21 protein-coding genes and 2 pseudogenes are annotated in these 24,760 nt (G+C 43.1%); 4 read left to right on the top strand and 19 right to left on the bottom strand.

The features are described from left to right. The first annotated feature begins 36 nt into the window (after nt 1–36). A complete protein-coding gene (locus tag P0G38_RS02865) occupies nt 37–1,386 on the top strand; it encodes an Nramp family divalent metal transporter (protein ID WP_005231816.1) in 1,350 nt (449 codons plus the stop codon). A 42-nt stretch (nt 1,387–1,428) separates the two neighbouring features. On the opposite strand, the gene P0G38_RS02860 is transcribed toward P0G38_RS02865, so the two are convergent. The 9 genes and pseudogenes from P0G38_RS02860 to P0G38_RS02820 all read right to left on the bottom strand — a co-directional run bounded on the left by P0G38_RS02860 (nt 1,429) and on the right by P0G38_RS02820 (nt 12,545). Further along, complete coding sequence (locus P0G38_RS02860; RefSeq protein ID WP_275854000.1) at nt 1,429–2,652, bottom strand: DUF1015 domain-containing protein; 1,224 nt, start codon at nt 2,650–2,652, stop codon at nt 1,429–1,431. Continuing rightward, on the bottom strand, nt 2,652–3,836 hold the full coding sequence (locus tag P0G38_RS02855) for a phosphoglycerate dehydrogenase (RefSeq protein ID WP_275853999.1): 1,185 nt from the start codon (nt 3,834–3,836) through the stop codon (nt 2,652–2,654). The genes P0G38_RS02860 and P0G38_RS02855 overlap by 1 nt, the downstream gene beginning before the upstream one ends. After that, nucleotides 3,837–4,916 carry a 3-phosphoserine/phosphohydroxythreonine transaminase gene (gene serC / locus P0G38_RS02850; protein ID WP_275853998.1) on the bottom strand — a complete coding sequence of 360 codons (1,080 nt, stop codon included), beginning with the start codon at nt 4,914–4,916 and terminating at the stop codon, nt 3,837–3,839. Between the two features lie 125 nt (nt 4,917–5,041). Then, nucleotides 5,042–5,968 carry an alpha/beta fold hydrolase gene (locus P0G38_RS02845; protein WP_275853997.1) on the bottom strand — a complete coding sequence of 309 codons (927 nt, stop codon included), beginning with the start codon at nt 5,966–5,968 and terminating at the stop codon, nt 5,042–5,044. A gap of 205 nt (nt 5,969–6,173) precedes the next feature. Continuing rightward, a complete protein-coding gene (locus P0G38_RS02840; RefSeq protein ID WP_275853996.1) occupies nt 6,174–7,580 on the bottom strand; it encodes a glycoside hydrolase family 43 protein in 1,407 nt (468 codons plus the stop codon). A 30-nt stretch (nt 7,581–7,610) separates the two neighbouring features. Next, a pseudogene (locus P0G38_RS02835) lies at nt 7,611–9,405 on the bottom strand (glycoside hydrolase family 2 protein). Between the two features lie 18 nt (nt 9,406–9,423). Further along, nucleotides 9,424–10,257, bottom strand: coding sequence for a carbohydrate ABC transporter permease (locus tag P0G38_RS02830; protein WP_081117855.1), 834 nt, complete (start codon nt 10,255–10,257; stop codon nt 9,424–9,426). Nucleotides 10,258–10,268: 11 nt separating this feature from the next. Beyond that, nucleotides 10,269–11,144 (bottom strand): carbohydrate ABC transporter permease, encoded by an 876-nt coding sequence (locus tag P0G38_RS02825; RefSeq protein WP_016609464.1) that lies wholly within the window; start codon nt 11,142–11,144, stop codon nt 10,269–10,271. Nucleotides 11,145–11,303: 159 nt separating this feature from the next. Next, nucleotides 11,304–12,545, bottom strand: coding sequence for an extracellular solute-binding protein (locus P0G38_RS02820; RefSeq protein WP_086337881.1), 1,242 nt, complete (start codon nt 12,543–12,545; stop codon nt 11,304–11,306). Between the two features lie 246 nt (nt 12,546–12,791). Between P0G38_RS02820 and P0G38_RS02815 the strand changes: the two genes are divergently transcribed. Together P0G38_RS02815 and P0G38_RS02810 are read left to right on the top strand one after the other, a co-directional pair. Beyond that, on the top strand, nt 12,792–13,700 hold the full coding sequence (locus P0G38_RS02815) for an ArsR/SmtB family transcription factor (protein WP_275853995.1): 909 nt from the start codon (nt 12,792–12,794) through the stop codon (nt 13,698–13,700). 104 nt (nt 13,701–13,804) lie between these two features. Then, nucleotides 13,805–15,173, top strand: a pseudogene (locus tag P0G38_RS02810) (IS3 family transposase). Between the two features lie 108 nt (nt 15,174–15,281). Here the strand turns inward: P0G38_RS02810 and P0G38_RS02805 are convergent. The 6 genes from P0G38_RS02805 to P0G38_RS02780 all read right to left on the bottom strand — a co-directional run bounded on the left by P0G38_RS02805 (nt 15,282) and on the right by P0G38_RS02780 (nt 20,973). Next, nucleotides 15,282–16,310, bottom strand: a complete 1,029-nt coding sequence (locus tag P0G38_RS02805) for a Gfo/Idh/MocA family protein (protein ID WP_275853994.1) — start codon at nt 16,308–16,310, stop codon at nt 15,282–15,284. 24 nt (nt 16,311–16,334) lie between these two features. Beyond that, nucleotides 16,335–17,303: a sugar phosphate isomerase/epimerase family protein gene (locus P0G38_RS02800; RefSeq protein ID WP_005228209.1), complete on the bottom strand. Its 969-nt coding sequence runs from the start codon at nt 17,301–17,303 to the stop codon at nt 16,335–16,337. Further along, complete coding sequence (locus P0G38_RS02795) at nt 17,300–18,019, bottom strand: ThuA domain-containing protein (RefSeq protein ID WP_005228207.1); 720 nt, start codon at nt 18,017–18,019, stop codon at nt 17,300–17,302. The genes P0G38_RS02800 and P0G38_RS02795 overlap by 4 nt, the downstream gene beginning before the upstream one ends. Next, the gene (locus P0G38_RS02790) at nt 18,016–18,768 is read right to left on the bottom strand and encodes a sugar phosphate isomerase/epimerase family protein (protein WP_275853993.1); all 753 of its coding nucleotides are present in this window, start codon (nt 18,766–18,768) and stop codon (nt 18,016–18,018) included. Before P0G38_RS02790 ends, P0G38_RS02795 begins: the two co-directional genes overlap by 4 nt. A 30-nt stretch (nt 18,769–18,798) precedes the next feature. Beyond that, nucleotides 18,799–19,872 carry a Gfo/Idh/MocA family protein gene (locus P0G38_RS02785; protein ID WP_005228203.1) on the bottom strand — a complete coding sequence of 358 codons (1,074 nt, stop codon included), beginning with the start codon at nt 19,870–19,872 and terminating at the stop codon, nt 18,799–18,801. A gap of 234 nt (nt 19,873–20,106) precedes the next feature. Further along, complete coding sequence (locus P0G38_RS02780) at nt 20,107–20,973, bottom strand: AraC family transcriptional regulator (protein WP_060791484.1); 867 nt, start codon at nt 20,971–20,973, stop codon at nt 20,107–20,109. 132 nt (nt 20,974–21,105) lie between these two features. On the opposite strand from P0G38_RS02780, the gene P0G38_RS02775 reads away from it, so the two are divergent. Continuing rightward, a complete protein-coding gene (locus tag P0G38_RS02775) occupies nt 21,106–21,894 on the top strand; it encodes a PHP domain-containing protein (protein WP_015510339.1) in 789 nt (262 codons plus the stop codon). Nucleotides 21,895–22,007: 113 nt separating this feature from the next. On the opposite strand, the gene P0G38_RS02770 is transcribed toward P0G38_RS02775, so the two are convergent. From P0G38_RS02770 to srlE, 4 genes are read right to left on the bottom strand one after another with little or no spacing between them, the layout of a single operon-like run. Next, nucleotides 22,008–22,658 (bottom strand): HAD family hydrolase, encoded by a 651-nt coding sequence (locus P0G38_RS02770; RefSeq protein ID WP_275853992.1) that lies wholly within the window; start codon nt 22,656–22,658, stop codon nt 22,008–22,010. Then, a complete protein-coding gene (locus P0G38_RS02765; protein ID WP_275853991.1) occupies nt 22,655–23,335 on the bottom strand; it encodes a fructose-6-phosphate aldolase in 681 nt (226 codons plus the stop codon). Before P0G38_RS02765 ends, P0G38_RS02770 begins: the two co-directional genes overlap by 4 nt. A 42-nt stretch (nt 23,336–23,377) precedes the next feature. After that, nucleotides 23,378–23,734, bottom strand: a complete 357-nt coding sequence (locus P0G38_RS02760; protein ID WP_015510342.1) for a PTS glucitol/sorbitol transporter subunit IIA — start codon at nt 23,732–23,734, stop codon at nt 23,378–23,380. 22 nt (nt 23,735–23,756) lie between these two features. Beyond that, the gene (srlE, locus tag P0G38_RS02755; protein ID WP_074934133.1) at nt 23,757–24,755 is read right to left on the bottom strand and encodes a PTS glucitol/sorbitol transporter subunit IIB; all 999 of its coding nucleotides are present in this window, start codon (nt 24,753–24,755) and stop codon (nt 23,757–23,759) included. Between the last annotated feature and the right edge of the window lie 5 nt (nt 24,756–24,760).

Raw genomic sequence — 24,760 nt, 5'->3', positions numbered from 1 at the left:
TTTTTAGGTATACCTAAAAAGATAGGACGTGAAACGATGAATGATGAAAAAAAATTGATCCAAGCGGCCAACGGTCCTAGCTTGGAAGAAATAAATAATACAGTTGCCATTCCAAAAAACGGCAGCTTTTGGCGCAATCTCTTAGCGTTTTCTGGTCCTGGGGCATTGGTAGCCGTGGGCTATATGGACCCAGGAAACTGGATCACCTCGATCGGAGGCGGTGCTGAATATGGCTATCTCTTACTTTCTGTGATCTTGATTTCCAGTTTGATCGCTATGCTGCTGCAATACATGGCAGCCAAGCTAGGGATCGTGACCCAGATGGACCTTGCGCAAGCAACTCGTAAACACACCAGCAAAGGCTTAGGCTTTGTCTTGTGGATCGTCACCGAATTGGCTATCATGGCAACGGATATCGCGGAAGTGATCGGAGGAGCGATCGCTCTCAATCTACTATTCGGCTTACCTTTATTAGTTGGGGTCATCTTAACGATTTTCGATGTACTGCTTCTGCTCTTTTTAATGAAATTGGGTTTCCGAAAAATCGAAGCGATCGTCATGACACTGATTTTGGTCATTATGCTGGTCTTTTGTTACGAAGTCATTATTGCTCAACCAAATTTGCCTGCTGTCTTGCAAGGCTTTATTCCCCAAAAGCAAGTCTTGAACCATGGGCAGCTGACAATGGCGTTGGGGATCGTTGGTGCGACTGTGATGCCGCATAATCTCTATCTGCATTCTTCGATCTCCCAGTCACGAAAAATCGATCGTAGCGATACCCAAGAAGTGGCAACGGCCGTGCGGTTCGCTACTTGGGATTCCAACATTCAATTATCCGCTGCGTTTTTGGTCAATTGCCTGCTTTTGATCTTAGGAAGCGCCTTGTTCTTTGGTCATAGTGAAGAAGTCGGCACCTTCTCCGCGCTGTTTGATGCTTTGCAAGATTCCTCCATTGCTGGTGCTGTCGCCAGTCCAGTCTTGAGCGTTCTGTTTGCCGTGGCGCTCTTGGCATCTGGTCAAAATTCAACGATCACTGGGACACTGACGGGGCAAGTCGTGATGGAAGGATTTATCCATATGAAGATCCCTACTTGGGCGCGACGTCTGATCACCCGTGGCTTATCGGTGATCCCCGTCTTGCTTTGTACGATTTACTTTGGCGGCAACGAACAAGCCTTGGACGATCTGCTGATTTATTCGCAAGTCTTTTTAAGCATCGCCTTACCCGTTTCGATGATTCCGTTGGTTCTTTTTACCAGCTCAAAAAAAATCATGGGGGAACGCTTCAAGAATCCGCTATGGGTCTCTACCTTAGGCTGGATCTGTGCCATTGCACTGACGGTCTTGAATGTCCGCTTGATCATCGAAACACTCGGCAACTTCTAATAGAAAAAAAGCTTACGAGCTAGCCTCGTAAGCTTTTTTTGGTTAATTCGTTTCTAAATCATGTAAAAACAGACCGCTCAACAGTTTTGGTTCAAACCAAGTTGATTTTGGCGGCATAATTTCTCCCGCATCGGCTACTGCCAAAAGATCGGCCATTTGCGTTGGATACATGGAAAAGGCCAATGTCCATTCTCCGCTATCTACCAAACGTTCCAATTCTTCTGGACCACGAATTCCGCCGACAAAATCAATGCGTTTGTCTGTCCGCACATCTTGGATCGCGAAAATATCAGCCAGCACGTATTGTTGTAAAAGCGACACATCCAGCTGTCCTACCGCATCTTGCGGCACAGCTTCCGGTTTGATGGTCAACTCCCACCACGCATGGCTTAGGTACAGATGAATCGAACCACGTTGCGCTGGTTTCTTCCTTGTAGTTTCTCGAATCGTAAAATGTTGGGCTGCCTGCTCAAAAAAGGTTTCTGGCACTGGTACCCGCAAAACCCGATTGTATTCCCAAATCGCCAATTCATTTTCTGGGAATAAAATCGCTAAAAAGCGGTCGCTTTCTTGACTGCTTTGGCCATCGGCTCGCTTTTGCAAGCCGACTTTGACTGCTGACTCTGTGCGGTGATGCCCATCCGCAATATAAAGGGCATCTACAGCTTGAAACTGCTGGGCAAAAGAGGCGACTAGCGCTGGATCATCGATCAGCCAAACACGATGTTGCACCTCATGATAGCTGACAAAATCATAGATTGGCGCATGCTCTGCTTGCCACGCATCGATCGCTTCTTTGACTGCTGCTGGTTGGCGATAGCTCAAGAAAATCGGACTTGTATTGGCATCACATGCCAGAATATGATTGATCCGATCGATTTCTTTTTCTGGACGGGTAAACTCGTGTTTCTTGATTTTCCCAGCGACGTAATCATCGATCGAGGTACAGGCGACAAGCCCCGTTTGGCTTCTACCAGCCATCGTCAATTCATACAAATAATATGCGGGCGCCGTTTCTTGAATCAACCAGCCTTCTTCTTGAAAAGATGCAAGATTTTCCGCCGCTTTTTGATACACCTTTGGATCATAAGGATCGATTCCTGGCAAGTCGATCTCCGAACGGTCGATGTGGAAATAGCTGTAAGGATTGCCTTGTGCAAACGCTGCGGCTTCTTGTGAATTGACCACGTCATACGGTAGCTCGGCCACTTTTTCTGCCAATGAGGCTTCTGGACGAATGGCTTTAAACGGAAATACTTGAACCATTAATACCCAACCTCCTGATTCTTGATGACCCGTACACGAACGATATTTTCGTTCTCCCGCAGTTTATCGGCTAATTGATTCAATATGGCTTCATCTTCAGAAGCGACATCGGCTAGGGTGTAAGCAAAGTCTTCCCGTCCACGATTCAGCATATTGTCGATATTGATTCCAGATTCCGCAATGATCGATGAAATCTGACCTAACATATTCGGTACATTGCGATTGATGATCGTCAGACGATAAGGCGAATGAAAAGCCATCTCAACAGTTGGAAAATTCACTGAGCGCTTGATGGTTCCAAATTCCAAGAATTTTTTCAATGTTCGGGCTGCCATTTTGGCACAGTTGACTTCGGCTTCTTCTGTTGATGCACCTAAATGCGGCAAGACGAGGACTTTTTCATTGTGCAGCAATTGTTCATCCGCAAAATCAGTCGTATAGCCCGCTAGACGGTCAGCTTTTAACGCACGTAAAACGGCATCTGTATCGACGATTTCTTTACGAGAAAAGTTGAATAGCTTCGTTGTTGGTTTCATTTTCGCAAGTTCGGCTTCCCCGACGAGATGATGCGTGTTTTCCATTAGCGGCACATGAACCGTAATAAAATCACAGGTTGAAAAGACTTCCGCAATATCATTGGCACGCTTGACCCGACGAGAGATCGTCCAAGCAGTATCCACTGACACGTAAGGATCATAACCGACTACTTCCATCCCTAGACGATAAGCATCGTTGGCGACCATCGCTCCAATAGAACCAAGGCCGATGATTCCTAACTTTTTGCCTTCTAACTCTGTTCCAGCAAATTGACTTTTTTGCGCTTCTGCTTGTTCTTCCACATTATCACCGCTCAAGGTTTGGACCCATTGGGCACCTCGTAAAATCGGACGGACACTTAAGAGCAGACTAGCGATCACTAATTCTTTGACCGCATTGGCATTGGCGCCTGGCGTATTAAAGACGACGATCCCTTTTTCAGTACATGCTTTGACGGGAATGTTGTTGGTCCCAGCCCCTGCACGGGCAATACCTAAGACACTTTCAGGAAAAGCGTAATCGTGCAATTTCTGGCTGCGCAGCAAAATCCCTTGCGGTTGGTCGCTTTCGTTGATGGCATACTTTTCTTTTTCTAAACGCTGTAATCCTTCTGGTGCGATCGCATTGAATGTTTTGATTTGGAACATTTATTTGACCTCCGCTTCAAATGATTTCATAAAGTCGACTAACGCTTGAACGCCAGCTAATGGAAAGGCATTGTACAAGCTTGCTCGCATTCCTCCAACGGAACGATGCCCTTTCAAGTTCTCAAAGCCAGCTTTGACAGCTTCTTCATTGAAGCGCTGATCTAATGCTTTATCCCCTGTCACAAAAGGAATATTCGTTAGTGAACGGCTATCAACAGCCACAGGACTACTGTAAAGAGCAGAGGCTTCGATCGTTTCGTATAAAAGCGCCGCTTTTTGGCGGTCTTGTTCTAAAATGGCAGGAATGCCGCCTAATTCTTCCAACCATTCAAACACCAATTTAGCAATATAGATAGCATACGTTGGTGGTGTATTGTACAATGAGTCATTTTTAGCCTGTAGACGATAATCCAGCATTGGAGCGAAGACAGCATCATCATTGAGTAAATCTTCTCGGATAATCACTACCGTCAACCCTGCAGGACCAATATTCTTTTGGGCCCCAGCATAAATCACACCGAAGTCTTCTACGCGATAGTCATTGGCTAAAATATTTGAGGACATATCCGCTACGATCGGCAAGTTGCCAGCCTGCGGAATCGTTTGAAAGGCCGTCCCTTCAATGGTGTTGTTCGTGGTGATATGCAAATAAGCCGCTTCTTGATCGATCACATCTTCTGAAATTTCTGGAATATAGGTAAAGTTTTGATCCTCACTAGAGGCAACGACTTCCACCGTCACGTTTCCAAGCGCTTTTGCTGCTTCAATAGCTTTCTTCGACCAAGAACCGGTATTTACGTATAAGGCTTTTTTGTTTTGTGCAAGATTTAAAGGGATCATACTGAATTGGAGACTCGCGCCGCCTTGTAAAAACAGTACCTGATAGTTTTCAGGAATTCCCATCAATTTTCGTAAAAGTGCTTCTGCATCTTTAATGATCGCTTCAAACAAGGAGGACCGATGACTCAGCTCCATAACGGACATCCCACTTCCGCGGTAATTCAAAAGTTCGGATTGTGCTTTCTCCAATACGGGACGGGGCAATACGGCAGGACCAGCTGAAAAGTTATAAACTGTCATACAAAAAATCTCTCCTTTATGTTAGATGTGAAAATCATTATAACAGATAGCCGAAAATGAAAAAAGCCTTAAAAGAGAAAATAATTTTGAATTTTCAGAAAAGACTACCAATTTCTTAACGTTCGTCATTTCGGCATTTTTTCAAACAGCCAGCGAGAAATTTCATTGTAAACGATCTCGCGGTTGCGCTCATTCAAAATCTCATGACGGCCCTGCTCAAGCAAATACATCGTCACGTCAGCATTTTGCTTCAGCTGCTGAGCCAATTGGCGGACGCTTTTGCCATAGTGCCCCACAGGATCATCTGCACCTGAAATCAAGAGCAGCGGCAATTCTGGATCAATCCTGCGAAGTTGATCCGGATCACTGGCAGCTTGCGTCAATGTAAAGAGATCCTTGTAAGCCGCTAAGGAAAAATGAAATTGCGTGTAAGGGTCCTTCAAGTAGCGATCCACTTGTTGCGGATCACTGGTCAACCAATCCTTGGCGGTCCGATTGGGACGAAAACGCCGGTTGTGCTGGCCAAAAACCAGCTGTTCCATTACGTGATAAGGCCATTGCTGAGCGGCAAACGGGCGCAACAAGTTCGTGACAAGTTTGCCTCCTTGCATCAGCACGGCTTTTTCCATCGTGGTGCCCATGATGATCGCTCCTGACAATGGATGTGGCTGACTAAACAAATAATTCCGCAACACCAGCGACCCCATACTGTGCCCTAAGATAAAGCATGGTCGGTCTGGGTAGCAAGCAGCTGCGTACTGATGGACCACTCCCACATCTGCCACTAAATAGTTGGCGCCCTCTTTTTCACCAAAATGCCCATAGGCCTGTGTTTCCTTCACGGATTGCCCATGCCCTAAGTGATCATGACCGACCACCGTATAGCCTTGCGTAGTCAAACATTCCGCAAACTCGTGGTAACGTTCAATGTGTTCGATCATTCCGTGAACGATTTGCACGACTGCTGTCGGCTGTTCTTCTGGCAGCCACGTTTTGACAAAAAGCTGATCCTTCCCATTTGATGAAGTCAGCTTTTCTTGATTCATCCTCATAGTTCGCACCTCTTTTGCTTTTTCTTTTCCCATCGCCAAATAAAACGGTCGTTTTCTTTATTATACATGGAATTTTAGGCTATGGCGGTAGGAGTTGGGAATTTTCAAGGACAAAAAAATCCTGCCACATTGTCTAAAGACAAAGTAGCAGGAGTCAAACGATCATCACCCATGGCTTGGATTTAAAAAACTTCCTCATTATTCTTTATTGGAATTTGACGATTTCTAAACGATCAATACTTAGCGTATCAACCCCAATCTCAGACGAAAGGGTGATTTCCTGCGATCCTTTCGGTAACTTCATGCGGACTTGTAGCGGTTGATAATATTCGGAAGGATAGACATCCACCACGTGACTTGCTTGTTTCGTTTCAATCTTGACCTGAATTGGGTCATTTAAGGAGAGATAATCAGTGGTTTTGACATAGGCAATCACCAGAAATTCATCTGATTCTTCAATCTGCGGGGTAAAGATAATTTTGTCAGTCGTTGATTCAAAGCCTTGGACGACTTTCTTAGAGAGTGCTGCCTCATCTTCGACAAGCGCTAAATCGCCTTCCAGCAAAGCACGGCTAGCAGTTAATCGCAGTCGATTCGGCTCAGCTTTTGGCAACGCTTGAACATGCCACTCATCCAAAGGAGCTTCCAGTAGGACTTTATCCTCTTGATCCCAACCAATCTTTTGCAAGCGGATCGAACGGTCCCAGCCCGAATGATCCCACCGAGCAGCGTGATAAATCAACCAGTCTTCAGAACCATCTTTTGATTTGGCAAATCCATTATGACCAGGTCCATAGACAGTGTTTGTCTGTTGGAAAATCGGCTCTGGTTCCTTTTGCCAATTCGCTCTTTCTAGCGGATCATCAGCTACATCTAGGGTCATAAGACCAAGAGCGTAATCATTGTCCCAGCTTCCACTGGCGGAGTATACCAAATTGACTGTTTCGTCTTTGATAATCACTTGAGGGGCTTCATTGATCAATGGTGTTTGCCGCATTTCCCATTCATATTCTGGTTCTGAGATAAGCCGTTTCTCCCCAATCACTTCCGTAGGGGAGGCCATTTCCGCTAAATAAAGATTTTGCGCAACATTTTCATACCCTTCCCAGCCCGACCAAAGGAAATAGCGTTTGTCATTGATCTCTAAGACTGTTCCATCAATCGCAAATTTATCATCCATCCCTTTGATCTCTTCCAATTGCCACTCACCCATGTAAGGATCTTTTTGATGATTGACTAATGCGTACATACGATGCGTTTCTGAAGGACGATTAGCCGCGAAATACATCACCCAGCGATCATCTAAGTAATGAAGCTCGGGTGCCCAGATACTTTCAAATTCTGCTGGCATTTCCCAGATGACCTTTTTTTCACCAGCAGCAACGTGAGAGAGGTTTTCAGCACGCCAAAGCGTTAAATTATTCCCAGTCGTTTTGGTATAATAAAAGAACGCTTCCGTTTGCAAGATCCAAGGATCTGCCCCATCATTATCGATAATTGAAGTAAAATCGGACACTTCTTCCCCTGGATCAGTTCCAGTGCTACAACCGGTTATCATAAGCGCAGCAATCAAGATACTTACTCCACTGAGCCAAGCTGCTGATTTCCCCATCGGACATCGCCCCTTTCCTTACCAATCATTTTATTCTATCTGTGGTGGATGAAACTGCTCATTGATCTCTTTAATCGCTGCCAAATCAACTTTTGGTTGGCGGTCATAGGTCAGCAATCCATTGATTTCTTGTTCAACATCTGTCAACTGAGTGTAGCAATAGCCCCAGAGTCCGACAGAATCATAAACAGCTGTCATGATTCGCTGATAATCCTTCAAGAAATCTTGTTGATTTTCCACTGAGGTATAGCCCCAACCGGGTTGCCCCGAAACATCGAAGCCAATACCGCCAAACTCGGTCAATAAAATAGGCTGATCCTGATAAGAAAATCCTCCAGCGAAAATCGGCCATGGGGTCGATACTCGATTCACCAATTTTTCTCTCGTGCTGAGACTGTCTTTGAAGTATAGATATTTTTGCCGTTCAGATTCTTGCCCATGCGCATAATTATGAATCGCACAAATATCTGTCTCCGTCATCGCCCAACCATCATTTGAAATAACCAACCGTTGCTGGTCTAGCGAATGGATAAAGTGATACATTGCTTGAGAAAAAATGCTGTTGCTGACGATCAAATGATATTTTTGGCACACCCCAGCTCTCATTGATTGGTACCCAAGTAACGATCGAAGGGTGACTATAGTCCCGAGTGATGATCTCTGCCCACTCTTGCATCAAACGCATCACAGAACGATCGGTATAGATTGCCGGCGCCGCACACTCTCCCCAAACAAGAAATCCTAATTTATCTGCCCAGTATAAAAAGCGTGGGTCTTCTGTTTTTTGGTGTTTTCGGCAACCATTAAATCCCATTTCTTTGGCCAATAAGATGTCTTGTTTAAAGTCCTCATCTGTTGGTGCAGTTAACAAGCCGCTCGGCCAATAGCCTTGATCGAGAACCAACTTCTGGTAGTAAGGCTTGTTATTTAAGTAAATCATACCGTTTTCTGTATGTATTTTACGCATACCAAAATAACTTTTTAGCTGATCGATGGCATTCCCTGCTTCTCTAAGCGTCAATTCAACATCAAATAATTGCGGCTTTTCAGGTGTCCAAGACCAGCCTTCGTGGTGAAAATTCGTCCGAAAAATTTCTTGCTGGAAAATATCAACTGCAAAACTCAACTTAGAAGTGATAAAGTCTGCCTTTCCGCTGGTAACTAAAGCATCTTTAAAATAGATTTGATATTCTAAGACTACTTGCGGCTGTAACTGGTTCAGTTCTACATCGATCTTCACGGCACCAGCATCAAAATCACTCGTAAATTTCACCTGTTGCAGATGGGTTTCAGCAACTACTTCAAGCCAGACTGGCTGCCAGATCCCTGTTGAGTTTGTGTACCAGATTCCTGCTGATTCTTCTTCCCAAAATTGTTTCCCCCGTGGAATGCTTTCATCAAAATGCGGGTCAAATGCTCGCACACTTAGTATTTGCTCTTGTCCAGATACTAGAGCATCCGTGATGTCTATAGCAAACGAGGTATGCCCTCCGCAATGATTTTTCACATGATTTCCATTGACAAACACATCTGCTTCATAGTCCACCGCCCCAAAATGCAAAAGCACACGACTTTTTTCAGGGACTTGCACATCGAAGGTCCGATAATACCATACAACATCGTGCACTTCTCGATGATCAATGCCGCTCAATGCACTTTGATAGACAAAGGGAACATTGATCTTGTACGGATAGTTTGCTTCGTTTGTGTACCACTTTTCTTTTAAACCAAGATTTTGGTCATCAAAGGCAAATTGCCATTCACCATTTAAGCTTAACCAATTCTCTCTCTCAAATTGCGGTCTCGGGTATTCTTCTCTACTCATATTTCCTCCAAAAACAAATTATTTTATGCCACTTTGCAACGACATTGACGCCATAAAGCTTTTTTGCGCCACCAAATACAATAAAAAGGTAGGGATCAAGGCTAAGATTGCTCCAGCAGTTCCAATTCCCGGATAGGTCATGTATTGCCCTTGTAGCAATTGCAGCCCCGGTGTAATTGGCAATTTATCAATATCGTTTATCACGATCGATGGCCACAAGAAGTCATTCCATGAGCCAGTAAAACTAAATAACGCAACCACCGTCAATACAGGTTTGATCAACGGTAAAATGATATGATAAAAGATTTGAAACTCGTTGGCCCCATCGATCACAGCCGATTCATCCAATTCTTTAGGAATCCCTAAAATGAACTGCCGAACGAGAAAAATGTTATAAACACCTGCTGCTCCAGGAACGATGACTGCCAGAAATGTATTGGTCCAACCTAACGTATCAACGATTTTAAAATTCGGGATCAAATTGACCACCCCGGGAAACATCATCGTTCCTAACAATAAGGCAAAAATCAAATCTCTCCCCTTAAAGGTGAGTCGTGTATAGCCATAAGCCGCAAACGAGACGATCACCATAACTAACAGCGTATGTGAAGTTGAAATAATCATTGAATTCACAAACCAGCGGAACACAGGAGAAGAATCATTGCCTTGTAACAAGCCCAAAAAGTTAGCCAGCGTCCAATCTTGCGGAATCAAACTGAACCCAACCTTTTGAATCTCTGCCTCCGATTTAAACGAGGTAAAAATTGCCCATATCAAAGGAAAGATCCAAATCACACAGACGATCGCTAGCAAAATAAAGGCAATTCTTTTCCCTAGTTTGTTTTCTCGCATCTTCATCCCTCCTATCTTTCCATTTTTTTGATGACCATAAATTGCACAATCGAAACTGCCATGATTACAAAACCTAGTAGAATGGCCATCGCTGAAGAAATTCCTGCAACCGAGGTACTACTACCAAAGGCATTTTCTTGGATGTACATCATCAACACGCGAGTAGAATTGTTGGGTCCGCCTCCCGTCAGCATTAGTGGCTGACCATAAATATTAAACTGAGCGATGGTCGTCATGACCGTGGTAAAAACAAGCTGGTTGCGAATACTCGGCAAAGAAATACGAAAAAATTTCGTGATACTATTCGCACCATCTAATTCTGCTGCTTCTAACTGCTCTTTGGAGACGCCATTTAATGCAGCAACATAAATAATTAGATTCCCACCTAATGTCCACCAAATCGTCACGATCAAAATAGCGATCCATGCCCATGGTTGCGTGCCTACAAAATTGATGTCGATACCGAATACTTCTTTGATCGGTCCAAAAGATTTGCTCAAAAGGAACCCCCAAATAATCATGACGGCAGAGATTGCAAATAATGTTGGCAGGTAGAGAATCGATTGAAAAAAACGCATCATTTTTGGTTTAGCAGATAATGCAACCGCTAGCAACAAGGGAATTACAATACATAACGGAACGGAGATTGCCGCAAAAAACAGCGTATTTTTCATTCCATTAAAAAATTGCGTATGATACAACGAGTCTTGATCAAACAAAATCGTTTTAAAATTATCAAACCCGACAAAAATCGGTGTACTGAACAGATCCCATTCAGTAAAAGAAACATAGATCCCAATCACTGCAGGAACTAAAAAGAATAAAAGAAAAAGGAGCATATGCGGACCAATAAAAACGATTGGCCAGCCATTTAACCTTTTTTTCATCAATACCCATCCTTCCTTGTATTTCTAGTGCAGCTCTCAACAAGAAACGACTGTGACAGCCCTTTAAGCCTCCCTATCAGAATTCCTACCCTATCAAAAAATGGACTGAATTCTTTTTATGGTCGCTCTTCCTTCTGCCACAGCCTCCACATGAGAAGATTATTTCATCTTTTCTTCTACAACTTTTTGGATCTCACCAAAAGTCGTTTGAATATCTGCTTTTCCTGTGATCATGTCCCATGAACGATTATCATATTCACCAAAGATATACGATAAGCCATCAACTGCGTTAACAGAAATTGCCGCTTGTCCTTTTTCTGTCTTCAATAAGAAGGATTGTGGCATCTCAACATATTCTTCATTGTCTAGCATTGCTAAGGAAGTAGGATTTGCACCTGATTTGACCCACTCTAATTGGTTTGCTTGTAACCAAGTCAGAAAGTCGACCATGCCACTTTTCTTTTCATCGGAACGTTCCTCGTTCGTTTTGAACATCGCAAACTGATCGACGCCTGAACCCTGAATGATATGTTCCGCATTCCATTGAGGAGTAAATGTTTGACCCCAAGTGAAGTCACTGATTTCTTCCATATTACTTAGCATCCATGTTCCTTCTGGAAGAAAAATCAGCTGCTGGTTTGCAAAAAGTTTATTTGCATCTTCACCATCTGGGACCATGTAGCCGGCATCGTATAGATCCTTAAACTCTTGAACGGCATTGTAAGAAAACTCATTATCGATATTGATGTTTCCTTGTGCATCTTGCCATTCCCCACCCATTTGTTGGTAGAGATTCGAATAATTCTGCATGCCCCATGTATAGCCAAAACTATAGATACCATCTGCTTTTGCTTTTTCCCCAGCTTGTCTGATTTCTTCATACGTCACTACGCCATCATCCAACGCTCCTGGAACATATTTATCCACCAAATCTTGGTTGTAATACATCACCCACGAACCCATGGTTGCCGGAATCCCATATTGACTATCATCCACTACACCAGTGTCCCAAGCAGCTTCTACGTAGTTTTCCCGTGCCAATTCTGTCCCATCGATCATGTCATCCCAAGTTTCAAGCATGTCTTGGTGTTTATACGTAGGCAAAGCTTCTGAGGCGATCAAAGCCAAATCAGGGACACCTTTCCCCGATTTCCCCGCAGTCGTCAACTTTGAAGTAAAGGTGTCACCTTGCATGCTTACTAACTTCACTTTAAAGTCTGGGTCTGTTTCATTGTATTGATCAATCGTTTTTTTGATTTTTTCACCGTCCGGTCCTGTTGTCGAAGACCAAAGCAAAATTTCTGAATTATTACTTGAGCTACCACTTCCGCCACAAGCAGCTAACAACACTGTACATAATAAGCTTGTCCCTACTAAAACAATTGATTTACTTACTTTCATTTTTTACACTCCTTTTAATTTAACTAAAAAGTAAAATGATATCCAGTTATCAATAAACATAATCGTTAGACTATCGTCGAATAATGTTTACACCGTAAAGTTACTATAAATATAAAGCGCTGTCAACATTATTTTAACAAGGGGTAGCTAAAAAAAATATCATTTTACTATTTGGTAAATTCACAAGGTTATGTTATAATAAAACCATCTTTTCATTAAACATTTTAGTATAACGAGGTGATCGCTATGGAATTGGATCTAACAAACGCATCTTTACCGATCTACGAAGCACTGGCAAATGAAACTCGCTTAGCGATTTTAAGAGAATTAGGCGATAAGAAGAAAAGCATCAGTGAAATTGGACAAAAATTAGCAATCAGCAATGCTTTGATGACCAAACATATCCGTAAACTCGAAGAAGCTCAGTTGATCAAAACAGAAAAAGGATCGGGGCAAGACTGGAAGAAAAAATATTTATCTCTAAAAACTGATTTCATCAATATCAATTTCCCAGCAAAAGTGTTTCCAGAAATGAATCTAACCTCCCAATCCGTGAAAATTGGCCACTTCACCGATTTTAAAGCTGAGCCTTCTTGTGGAATGGCGACCAAAGACCGCTTGATTGGCGCCTTAGATGATCCAAAATCTTTTCTGGATCAAGAACGTGTTGATGCAAGTATCATCTGGCTAAATAACGGTTTTTTAGAATACAAAATCCCAAATCCTTTGAAAAATGGTGAAAAAATCGAATTACTAGAAATTAGTATGAAGATCGCTTCAGAGTTCCCAATTTCGAATAACTATTGGCCCAGTGATCTTTCCTTTTACTTAAACAATCACTGCATCGGTAGCTACACCGTACCAGGAAACTTTTCGGATGTCAGAGGTTCTCTGACTCCGCAATGGTGGATCGATGAGTTCAGTCAATATGGATTACTTAAGCATTTACGCATCAATCGCTATGATACTTCCCTCGATGGAGAAAAATTAACAGATCACAACCTGAATGAAATCGACTTAGACCACAGTGATTTTTTCACCTTTAAAATTGCTGCACCTGCAACTGCCGAAAATGCTGGTGGTTTGACCATCTTCGGCGATCGATGGGGAAATTATCCTCAAGATTTATTGTTCAATTTTTACGTATCGGAATAACTGTTATCGTTTCATTACACAAAAAAAGCACGTAGCGAAAAGAGATCTGAAGCGACCCCCAAAAGTTAGACCAAAAAATCTAACTTTTGGGGGTCGTTATTTGTATGGCAAAATATGCTTTTGAATTAAAACTAAAAATCGTTAAAGAATATCTTAGTGGCGTGGGTGGATATCGGCACCTTGCCAACAAATACGGTATTTCAAGCAAGTCTCAAGTAAGTGATTGGGTGAATGCCTATCGTGAATACGGAGAGGAAGGTCTATTGAGAAAGCATCAAAATCAGAAATATTCTGTTCAATTTAAGTTAAATGCGATAGAGTTATATCAAACAAGTGAGATGTCCTATCGAGAAGTTGCCAGCACTTTAGAAATGAACAACCCTGCGCTTATTGCCAATTGGATGCGTAATTTCAGAGAAGCAGGTATTGAGGGGCTCTCAAAAGAGAAAGGGCGACCACTTACTTTGGCTAGAAAAAAAGAAAACAAAAAAGAAAATACAACAACTGAAGAACGCGATCGTATCAAGGCATTAGAAAAGCAAGTCCGATCCCTTCAAATTGAGAATGCCTTTTTAAAAGAGTTGAGGAAGCTGCGAAAACAGGAAGCCCAGCAAAGACGCAAGAATCAATCGCACGAATCATCGCCAGCCTCCGAGGATCATTCAAACTAGTTGAGCTTCTTGAAACATTGAAATTTCCTAAAGCAACCTATATGTATTGGCAGAAACGGTTTGACAGACCAAACCCAGACCAAAAAATTGAAGAAAAAATCCTTGAAATTCGCAAGGAGCATAAAGACTATGGCTGTCTGCGACTAAAAAAAGAATTAGAGAATCAAGGGGTTCATGTCAATAAAAAGAAGATTCAACGTCTGATAAAAAAACTAGGTATCGAAGTAAAGTCTTACACTCGAAAATCTCGACGGTACAATTCTTATCGTGGGAAGGTTGGCACTGTCACCAAAAAATTACAACTGACACCACAGAGTTTAAGTATTATGAAGTAGACACCACAGGTGTCGTTCGTCAGAAAAAGCTGTATTTAGATCCTTTCATGGATTTCTACAATAGTGAAATTCTATCTTATCGGATTTCTGAAAAACCAAACGCACTAGCCATAATGGAAGGATTAGAAGAAGCAATCCAGATGACAAATGATTGCCCATTTCGTAGAACCTTCCATTCAGATCAAGGATGGGCCTATCAAATGAATGCTTATAAGAATAAATTGAAGCAGCATAAAATCTTCCAGAGTATGTCTCGTAAAGGGAATTGTTTAGATAACTCACCTATGGAAAACTTCTTTGGTTTATTAAAGCAAGAGATTTTTCATGGAGAAGTCTATCGGAGTTTAGATGAATTGAAAACAAAAATTGACCAATATATCTATTATTACAACCATAAACGCATCAAAAAGAAATTAAATTGGCGAAGTCCGGTTCAGTTTCGAGAAGCTGTAAAAACAGCTGTCTAACAGTTAATTTTATCGTACAAAAAAGGAGTGGATTTCTCCACTCCATAAAAGTCTAACTTTTTGGGGTCACTACAATCACTCCCTCAGCTAGTGCTTTTTTCTATTCTCTTACGCTGTGGCAAAAATGCGTTCGATCAACTGCATCACTGCTCGGACTTCTTCGTTTTTAACGATAGGTTCGGCACCGTTGCGTACAACGTTGTAAAAATTCTTGTAGAAAGGTTCAAAATCCGCTTCGGCTTTCGGGAAAGGAATTTCTTTGGCTGCCAATTCCGATGGGGGTGCCATCGTTTTCGTCAAGCCGACGCCTGCTTGGACTGGTTTTGGTGCTGCCACATCTTCGCGACCTGTTGCTTGCACCATTTCCCCATTTAAATCCCAATCGGTGATGGTGGCTGTTCCTTCTGTTCCTTTGATGTACCAGCGAGGCAATTGCGTGTAATTGGAGGTTCCAACTTCCACGATTGCTTTGACCCCATTTTCAAAGGTAATCAAAGCGAAGAACCCATCATCGACTTCTTCCCCCAACACAAAGCTAAGATCCGCTTTAACATCTTTCACTGGACTGTCGATCAGCCATAGCATTTGATCCAGCAAGTGAACGCCCCAGTCTAAAAGCATTCCCCCACCTTGTTTTTTCACATGGCGCCAGTCTCCTGGGATGCCGTTTGCCCCTTGGACCCGTGACTCTAATTGGAACAAATCACCGATCTGTCCATTACGGTACAGTTCGCGTACAAGTAGAAAATCAGGATCCCAACGGCGGTTTTGGTGAACCATAAAGGTATTGCCAGTTTCTTGGGCAACCGCCACGATCTCATCTAGTTCCGCAGTATTCAGCGCAACAGGCTTCTCGCAAACAACATGTTTGCCTGCTTTCAACGCAGCGATCGATAACTCTTTGTGCAAGTCATTAGGTGTGGCGATCAATACTGCTTCGATCGTCTCATCGGCTAAGACTTCATTATAGCTTTTAAAGATCTTATGGCCTTTTTCTTGGGAGATCGCTTGACGTTCTTCATTGATATCGTAAGTTCCTACGATGTGGATTCGTTCATTTTCATTTGGTAAGATATTGTGGACATGGTACGCACCCATGCCGCCATATCCGATTACTGCAAAATTGATTGCACTCATGTCTGACACTCCTCGGTTTTCTTCTTATGCCCACCACATGGATGAAGCTTCTTCACGGATCATAATCGTCTTCAAGTTACTGATGGCACGAGTCAGTCCTTCATCAATGGACATGATTGGATCTTCATGTTCAATACTCAAGACATAATCATACCCATAAATTCTAAGCGCAGAAATAATATCTGACCAGACTTGTAAGCTGTGGCCGCAACCGACTGAACGGAAGGTCCAAGCTCGGGTTTTGACATTGCTATATGGTTGCATGTCCGTCAAGCCATGCATGTTGATATTGTCTTGGTCCAAATACGTATCTTTGGCATGGAAGTGATGGATCGCATCAGCTTCCCCTAAGATTTTGACCGCTGCCACTGGGTCGATCCCTTGCCACCATAAATGACTTGGATCCAAGTTACAGCCGATGGCTTTACCCGCAGCATCCCGCAGTTTCAACATCGTATAAGGGGTATGTGCCAAAAAGCCGCCATGAAGTTCGATCCCAATTTTAACACCAGCCGCTTCCGCTTCCGTGTTGATGCCTTTCCAATAAGGAATCAGTTTTTGTTCCCATTGATAATTATAATTGTCATCGTATTCCGTTGGCCATGGCAATACTGGCCAGTTGACTTGCGTATCTGTTGCATTTCCGCCTGAAACGCCTGAAAATCCATTCACAACAGGTACATTCATTAAGCTGGCTAATTTGATGGTTTTGCGCAAAAGTTCATCGGCTTCTTGCGCTTCTGCTTTTAGTGGAGAGATTGGGTTGTTGTGGCAGCTCAAAGCTGAGATTTCCAATCCTTTATCAGCTAATTTCGCTAAGTATTCTTTTCGCTCTGCTTCACTTGCTAGTAAACGGTCAATGTCTAAGTGGGCATTACCTGGAGAACCACCGGTACCGATCTCGACGGTTTGCAGCCCTTTTTTCGCTACTTCATCGATCATTTCTTCAAAGCTAAGTTGATTGAATAACGGGGTAAAAACACCTAATTTCATTTTCTTTCCTCCTCAATTGCTTGAAAATGCCCATATGTTGGGTAACGATTTTCTGTTGGTGCACACCAGCGAGCCGCATTTTGGATCACTTTTTGCACTTTGGGATTGTAATAGCTTGGGAATGTCTCATGACCAGGCTGGAAATAGAAGATCTTGCCATTCCCACGGCGGAATGTACAGCCGCTGCGGAAAACTTCACCACCAGGGAACCAGCTGACAAAGATCAATTCATCCGGCGCTGGAATATCAAAGTGCTCGCCATACATTTCCTCTTGCTCTAGTTCGATCCATTCGCCGACTCCTTCAACGATTGGGTGGCTTGGATTGACATTCCAGATCCGCGCATGCTGATCGTCTACTCGCCATTTTAAATCGCACGACGTTCCCATCAAGGTTTTAAAGATTTTCGAAAAATGACCAGAATGCAAGACGATCAGTCCCATTCCTTCCCATACACGCTGCTGCACACGAGCAACGATAGCATCATCGACTTCTTCATGCGCCATATGGCCCCACCAAACCAACACATCCGTGTCAGCCAATACTTGCTCCGTCAACCCGTGTTCTGGTTCATCAAGGGTCGCCGTTCGCACTTGGAAATCATCCTCTTCTAAGAACTTGGCAATTTGACCATGGATTCCTTCTGGATACATTTTTTGGACGGTCTCATTCGTTTTTTCATGACGAAACTCGTTCCATACCGTAACATGGATCATTGGTAGACCTCCTCTACGATGTCTTTTAATTGCAGATAATCAATCCCGCTGGCTTCTAAAGGAGCGAATTTTTGAAACGCTTCCTGCTCGACGATCAGCCATGGTAGTTCTATTGCTTTAGCTGCTTCTACATACGACTTGATTGGTAAAATCCCATTGCCGATCTCGGTGCTTTCCTGCGGCTGCTCTTGCATATCTTTGATATGAACCAAGCCGACCTTCGTTTCGCGTTCCTTTAGCCAAGGTAAAACAGCCACGTTTGCAAAAGCTAACCAGTAAAGGTCGGCTTCCAAACGCAGTTGCGGATTGTCTTTGATCAGTTCATCGATCATAGATTCTCCAGCAACTTCAGTAAATTCATGGGCATGGTTGTGGTAGTAGCAAGTCAGCTCTTCTGCTTGCAACTTTTGGGTGATCTGGGTCAGCTCCGCAGCAAAGGCTTGCCATTTTTCCAAAGAATCAAAACTGGCATACGGAATGACGATCCGTTGATTGCCAATCGTTTTTTCAAAAGCGACGGTTTCTTCAAAATGATCTTGCAATGCTTCAAACGGGATATGGGAAGCCGCGACCGCCAAATCCAACTGCTCCAGCATTTCTTTGATCTGAGCAGCACTGTGTCCATGATAACCGGCAAATTCAACACCGTCATAGCCGTTTTGTTTAACTGTTTTCAACGCTTCAAAAAGATCTGTCTTGCAGTCCTCTTGAATACTCCAAAGCTGTAAAGCGATTTTCGGTTTTGTCATTTATGCTCGCTCCTTTTCTTCCAGCAGTTCTTATAGGTAGACTGGCTCACCGGTTTGCGATGATTTGTAGATCGCTTCTAAAATCTCCGTCACGACCATTGCTTCTTCAGGTTTGACCACTGGTTCGGTATCGTTGATGATCGCATGGATCCACGATTGTGCTTCTAAAATTTCTGGCGTCTCGCCGTTTCCTTCATAAAAATCAACGCCGCCTGTTTCAAGTTCGATATTTTTTTCATACAGCAAACTGTGGTCTTCTCCGTTGATGGTCAAACCGTTGTTCATATCCGCACCCGCTTTGCTACCCATCAGTGTCGTTTTGGCTTCTTTCACATCCAAGCTGTTGAGCGCCCAGCTGGCTTCTAAGAAAATCGTTGCGCCATCTTCCATGACCACAAAACCAAAGGCCGAATCTTCTACTGAGAATTTCTCTGGATCCCAAGGGCCCCAAGCATTTGCGGCATTTTTGGTTTGTGACAACTCATGATACGCTTTTCCGACAACAAATTTTGGTTTGTAATTGTTCATCATCCATAAGGTCAGATCCAATGCGTGGGTACCGATATCGATCAACGGACCGCCGCCTTGCGCTTCTTCATCAAGGAAAACACCCCAAGTTGGCACAGCCCGACGACGGATCGCATGAGCTTTCCCAAAATAAATGTTTCCTAATTGTCCTTCGGCGCACACTTCATGAAGATAACGAGAATCTTTTCTAAAACGGTTTTGGTAGCCGATCGTGAGTTTTTTCCCTGTTCGGTTAGCTGCTTCGATCATTGCTTTGGCTTCTGCCGCTGTTTTTGCCATTGGTTTTTCACACATGACATGACAATCCGCTTCTAGTGCGGCAATCGTCAACTCAGCATGTGAGGCGTTTGGTGTACACACATGGATCACATCTAGATCAGCTTGTGCCAACATTTCTTGATAATCGCTGAATACTTGGGCATCTTCGGTCCCAAATGCTGATTTCGCTTCGACTGCACGTTCAACCAGCAGATCACAAAAGGCAACCATTTCTACTTCTTCTACTTGAGACAAGGCAGGCATGTGCTTGCCGTTTGCGATCCCACCGCACCCAATGATTCCAACTTTAACTGTCATATCTTTCCTCCTGAAAACGCTTATTATTTTCTACCTCCTCATTATAGCGAAACATCGAAAGCAGTTCTTCCCAGTTTCCATTGAAAAAATTCCCGAAAATTATCTTATGAAACTTTAACAAAAAGAACCACTCCACAATTTATGCAAAGCGCTTAAAAAAACACTATCGAGAAAAAAATAGTGCCAAATTGACAAAAAAACAGTCGACAAGTAAAGGCTCATCGGCTGTTTCTATCAATTTTGATTCAGTTGTTTCTGGTACTGCAACGGTGATTGACCAACGGCTTCCTTAAAGACATGGTGAAATGTTTTGACACTGGCAAAACCTGCTTTTTCAGCGACTTCTGCCATGGGGATCTTTTCATTGGCCAAGATAAATTTGGCTTGATTGATGCGATATTCCGTCAAAAACTGCATGAAGGTCTTGCCAGTATTGGTTTTAAAGAAACGCGTGAAATAATGGGGACTAAACCCTACATGTCTTGCGGTGTCCTCCATCGTCAAGACTTCTTGGTAATGAGATTCGATGTACTCAAAGACATCATTCAGACGCTGCAAGGTTTCTTTGTATTGTGCGGCCGTTCGTTTTAGCGGATTGACGGCTTGTTTGCGCTTAGGCAAACTTTGATAGCACTCCCCAATCAACTGGTAAAGCAGCCCGAGAGTCAAATAACGCTTCCCAACAACATTTTCCTCTTCCAACTGATACAACTCGATCAAGAGACCTGTTATTTTTTCCGTAAAACTCGTTGGCCAATTTTTGCTGTGGGGCTCCCCTTCTTCAAAGAGTGTCATCAAGGATACTTCATTTTCTCGCAGCAACGGCTCTTCAAAAAGCTTCATATCAAATTGATAGACATAGCGTTCACTCTCAGGCGATGCTAGAAAATAGTGGGGTTGCCCGCTGGAAAAAAGATACAGATCCCCTTCCTCCAACTCAATGATCGTATCGTCAACACCAATATTGACCGTGCCGCGCTTAGCGTAAATGATCTCGATTTCTTTATGGACATGGGGGTAAACGATGGTCAAACCATCATTTAGAAACGTTCGAAAACGAAATTCACTTTCAAATTCAGGAATTTCAAGGTACATACTCATGGCTGACCGACTCCTTCGCTCTATTCTTATTTATTATAAGCGAAAAATTGTCCAAGAGAAAACCTTTTCTCAGCCAATCATAGTTTCTTCTGCTTTTTTGTGGTATCGTATTCAAGAAAAGGAGTCTTGTTTATGAATTATTATGATCAACATCTGCATACATTTTTGTCTTTTGATTCAGATGAACAGTTTGAGAATTATCTTGCTTACCAGCCTGCCTACTTCGTTGCGACAGATCATTTCGATTTGAAGAACCCCTATTCGGGATTCCGTGATGATATTCCTGACTATGAATTACTAGTAAATACCCACCAGAAGCTGCAAGAGACCACAGCGACGAAACTCTTAAAAGGCATCGAGATTGGTGTCGTGCCTGGTCAAGAACAAGAAATCTTGCGCTATCTTGAAAGCCATCCTTATGACTTGAAATTGATCAGTATCCATCAAAACGGTACCTTTGATTATATGGACGATGCCGTGTTGAACAAGGACAAATTTGCAGTCGCCAAACAATACTTTGATCAAATGGCCCACGTGTTGGACTCGTTTTCTGACGGGCACATCGTGACCCACTTTGATTATGGCTTGCGTCGTTTCCAATTTACAGCTGAGGAATTGGCCGCCCATTTTGAAACAGAGTTAACGACGATCTTCAAAAAAATCGTTGCCCGCGACTTAGCTATGGAAATCAACGCGAAGAGTTTTGGCCCCTATCAAAATGCCCACCTTTATCAATATGCTATCCCGCTGTATCAAAGTGTCGGCGGTAAATTGTTCACCCTCGGCTCTGATGCCCATAAAGCCAGTGACTATCGGTTAGATTTTGCAGCGATGAGCGATCTATTGCGTTCCTTTGGTGTCAATCAATTAGCAGTCTTTCAAGGTAGCGAACGGTTTATGGCGGATCTGCCGACAGAATAAGCTTATTCTTTGACTATCATGCAAAAAAATTAAAAATGACCAGCCTATAAAGGAGGATTCCAGCATCATTAGCAATCATCCTTTCCTAGGCTGGTCATTTTAGTCGTGAAGTATTATTTAATGGTTTTCAATTCTTGCACATTCAGGTCACGAAAATCAATGATCGTTTGATCCGCTGGCAGACCTTGCGCAGGAAATGCTGGATTCGCAAAGCCAATACAGTACATGCCCGCAGCTTTGGCAGCTTTACAGCCATTGATCGTATCTTCAATGACGATACATTGCTGAGGGTTCGTGCCCAACAAAGACGCTGCTTTCAAGAATACGTCGGGAAAGGGTTTCGAGCGTGCTACTTCTTCACTACTGACGATCTCAGTAAAATAGTTTCGCAACTGCAATTGATCCAGGTTCTCCTCAATCTCTTTTTTGGGAGAAGAGGAAGCAACACCAAGCTGAAAGTTCGCTTCTGCTAACTGCCGAATCAATGTTTGCACATGAGGAATCGGTTTGACGCCATCACGTGTGATCAACGCTTTTCTTCTGCGATTCATTTCTTCAATGTACGCTGAAACAGATTTTTGTAACTGTAATTCTTCCTTCATTTTTTCCCACATAAATTCTGCAGTGGTCCCCATGAACTGATAGTGATACGACTCATCTACAAGGTGCCCTTCACTATGAAGCATCGCTGTTTTTGATTCTAAAAACGTATACTCAGAATCTACGATAACCCCATCCATATCAAAAATTACCGTTGTCGTCATTGGCATAACCCCTGAATCGATGGCGACTTAAACGTCTCGACCCAGTCATTGTGAAAGTCCGTTACTGCTTTTTGAATGGAAGGCATGGCTAATCCTTGTCGATAGATGTCTGGATCAGCAGTGAGCGCATGTGCCCCTGCACGAATCGCGCGATTCATTTGCGCAGTGTTCTTAAAGCTTGCGGCAAGGATCTTACTTTGTGCTTGAGTGGTACGAATCGCTTGTGCCAATGATTCAATGACTGTTGGTGCATCAACATTAATATTTTCCATACGGTTATAGTATGGCGCCAAATAATCGACTCCAGCACCAATCGCTAAGAACCCCTGCAATTCGGTATAAATGGCTGTAGCTGTTAAGTTGAATTCACGCTCTTTTAAGCGTTTGATGGCTTCTAACCCATTTTCATTGACAGGGATTTTGATATAGACTTCTTTTCCCAGCTTATTGATAATCGTTTCTGCATCTAGGATCATCTCATCGACGGTTTCCCCAACCACTTGAACATGTAAGGATGCTTCTCCGATTCGTTCTTTCACTGCTTGCAAATGAGTAAAAAAGTCGATGTTCCCCGCAGCTTTCAAAATCGTGGGGTTCGAGGTTACTCCTGCCAGCGGGAGTACCTTTTGATAGTGGGTGATTTCCTCAAGATTTACTGTATCCAAAAAGAATTCCATTGCTTACACTCCTTCAATCTTACGTTTTACTAGACAGTTTCCTTACTTAATGCTGATTTTCGTTCCTTTTTCAATCACAGGGATCGTTTTTGCTTCTACATAAAGTGTGCCTGGTAATTCAGAGGTCGAACTGCCGTCAAATTTAATCGTGATGTGTCCTAATTCTTGTAAATTTCTTGATACCACATCGCCTACCGAGGTAATTTGATAGCTTTGATCATCGATCCATAATTTTTGTTCAGATGTAATCGTGCCATTCATTGGCTGTACTTCAATATTGTAACAATAGTCAGCTAACGCTGCCGGTGCATCTTTGCCAAAAAGAATGATCATATTTTCTTCGCGAAATAATTCCGCCTCCACACCGATTGAAAGAACTGTCGTAGTAAAAACTGCCATTTCTGCTTCCTCCTATACTGATTTAACTATAAAGTCCAAAACTTGCAAGCCATGCTACGAAGACTCGTGGTACACCATTTAAGAAACGAGAATAAAGAACAGAAGGTACCCCAACCTCAACCGTTTCCGCTTCTGCCTCTTCTAATCCTAACCCAACTGGAATAAAATCACAGGCATTTTGAGTATTGATCGCAAATAATGCAGGTAGAGCAAGTTGAGGTGGAATCGTTCCTTTGCCGATCTCGACCCCAATCAGTGTCCCGATCACTTGACTGATCACTGCCCCTGGTCCAAGTAACGGGGAGAGAAATGGCAAGGAACAAATAAAGCCGATGATCATCAATCCCCAAATATTGCCAGCTAATGGCGCCATCACATTCGCAAAGAAATTTCCAACGCCTGACCCTTGAATGATTCCAATCAACAGGGAAACAAATGCCATGAAGGGAATGACGGTATTGATCATCGTCTGAACCCCGTCTCGTGCAGATTGGTTAAAGGTCGCAACGACTTTCCCGGCGCCCATCCCGATCTTGGCAATAAAATTTTGCTGCTCGGCTTTTTGCTCTGTGATTTTTTTCGAAGTATCGTAGGTGAATTCCCGCTTAGGAGCTGTTGCTTCATTGGCGACGGTGGTTGCTTCTTGCTCTTCACTTAATGAAATTTGGTCGACCCCAACCGCCGAAACATAGATCTGTTCATTGATATATTGTGCTAATGGCCCACTTTTCCCCGTTGCGACGACATTGATCGTCGGAATCCCTTTTTTGGGATAAATACCGCAACGTAGCGTGCCACCACAGTCAATGATCGCCAATGCAATTTCATCATCGGGAATCGATGTTTTAAAGCCATTGACTGCTTCCATTCCCGTTAATTCAACAATTTTATCAACGATTGCTGGTCGCTCACCACCACCAGTAATGTAAATAAATTTATGTCTTTCTTCTGTCGGCGTGATCACTAAGGGACCGCCATAACCGCCGCTGCCTTTGACTACTCGTATACTTTTGTACGTCATCTTGA

It is taken from the genome of Enterococcus casseliflavus, assembly GCF_029215545.1.
In the GTDB taxonomy this organism is placed as follows: Bacteria; Bacillota; Bacilli; order Lactobacillales; family Enterococcaceae; genus Enterococcus_D; species Enterococcus_D casseliflavus.
This window is presented reverse-complemented; position numbering and strand designations above follow the sequence as displayed.

What these genes read in the sequence shown, in the direction of transcription:
- P0G38_RS02865 (WP_005231816.1), top strand. Translation starts at nt 37, where the DNA reads ATGAATGATGAAAAAAAATTGATCCAAGCGGCCAACGGTCCTAGCTTG.
- P0G38_RS02860 (WP_275854000.1), bottom strand. Translation starts at nt 2,652, where the DNA reads ATGGTTCAAGTATTTCCGTTTAAAGCCATTCGTCCAGAAGCCTCATTG.
- P0G38_RS02855 (WP_275853999.1), bottom strand. Translation starts at nt 3,836, where the DNA reads ATGTTCCAAATCAAAACATTCAATGCGATCGCACCAGAAGGATTACAG.
- serC (WP_275853998.1), bottom strand. Translation starts at nt 4,916, where the DNA reads ATGACAGTTTATAACTTTTCAGCTGGTCCTGCCGTATTGCCCCGTCCC.
- P0G38_RS02845 (WP_275853997.1), bottom strand. Translation starts at nt 5,968, where the DNA reads ATGAGGATGAATCAAGAAAAGCTGACTTCATCAAATGGGAAGGATCAG.
- P0G38_RS02840 (WP_275853996.1), bottom strand. Translation starts at nt 7,580, where the DNA reads ATGGGGAAATCAGCAGCTTGGCTCAGTGGAGTAAGTATCTTGATTGCT.
- P0G38_RS02830 (WP_081117855.1), bottom strand. Translation starts at nt 10,257, where the DNA reads ATGCGAGAAAACAAACTAGGGAAAAGAATTGCCTTTATTTTGCTAGCG.
- P0G38_RS02825 (WP_016609464.1), bottom strand. Translation starts at nt 11,144, where the DNA reads ATGAAAAAAAGGTTAAATGGCTGGCCAATCGTTTTTATTGGTCCGCAT.
- P0G38_RS02820 (WP_086337881.1), bottom strand. Translation starts at nt 12,545, where the DNA reads ATGAAAGTAAGTAAATCAATTGTTTTAGTAGGGACAAGCTTATTATGT.
- P0G38_RS02815 (WP_275853995.1), top strand. Translation starts at nt 12,792, where the DNA reads ATGGAATTGGATCTAACAAACGCATCTTTACCGATCTACGAAGCACTG.
- P0G38_RS02805 (WP_275853994.1), bottom strand. Translation starts at nt 16,310, where the DNA reads ATGAGTGCAATCAATTTTGCAGTAATCGGATATGGCGGCATGGGTGCG.
- P0G38_RS02800 (WP_005228209.1), bottom strand. Translation starts at nt 17,303, where the DNA reads ATGAAATTAGGTGTTTTTACCCCGTTATTCAATCAACTTAGCTTTGAA.
- P0G38_RS02795 (WP_005228207.1), bottom strand. Translation starts at nt 18,019, where the DNA reads ATGATCCATGTTACGGTATGGAACGAGTTTCGTCATGAAAAAACGAAT.
- P0G38_RS02790 (WP_275853993.1), bottom strand. Translation starts at nt 18,768, where the DNA reads ATGACAAAACCGAAAATCGCTTTACAGCTTTGGAGTATTCAAGAGGAC.
- P0G38_RS02785 (WP_005228203.1), bottom strand. Translation starts at nt 19,872, where the DNA reads ATGACAGTTAAAGTTGGAATCATTGGGTGCGGTGGGATCGCAAACGGC.
- P0G38_RS02780 (WP_060791484.1), bottom strand. Translation starts at nt 20,973, where the DNA reads ATGAGTATGTACCTTGAAATTCCTGAATTTGAAAGTGAATTTCGTTTT.
- P0G38_RS02775 (WP_015510339.1), top strand. Translation starts at nt 21,106, where the DNA reads ATGAATTATTATGATCAACATCTGCATACATTTTTGTCTTTTGATTCA.
- P0G38_RS02770 (WP_275853992.1), bottom strand. Translation starts at nt 22,658, where the DNA reads ATGACGACAACGGTAATTTTTGATATGGATGGGGTTATCGTAGATTCT.
- P0G38_RS02765 (WP_275853991.1), bottom strand. Translation starts at nt 23,335, where the DNA reads ATGGAATTCTTTTTGGATACAGTAAATCTTGAGGAAATCACCCACTAT.
- P0G38_RS02760 (WP_015510342.1), bottom strand. Translation starts at nt 23,734, where the DNA reads ATGGCAGTTTTTACTACGACAGTTCTTTCAATCGGTGTGGAGGCGGAA.
- srlE (WP_074934133.1), bottom strand. Translation starts at nt 24,755, where the DNA reads ATGACGTACAAAAGTATACGAGTAGTCAAAGGCAGCGGCGGTTATGGC.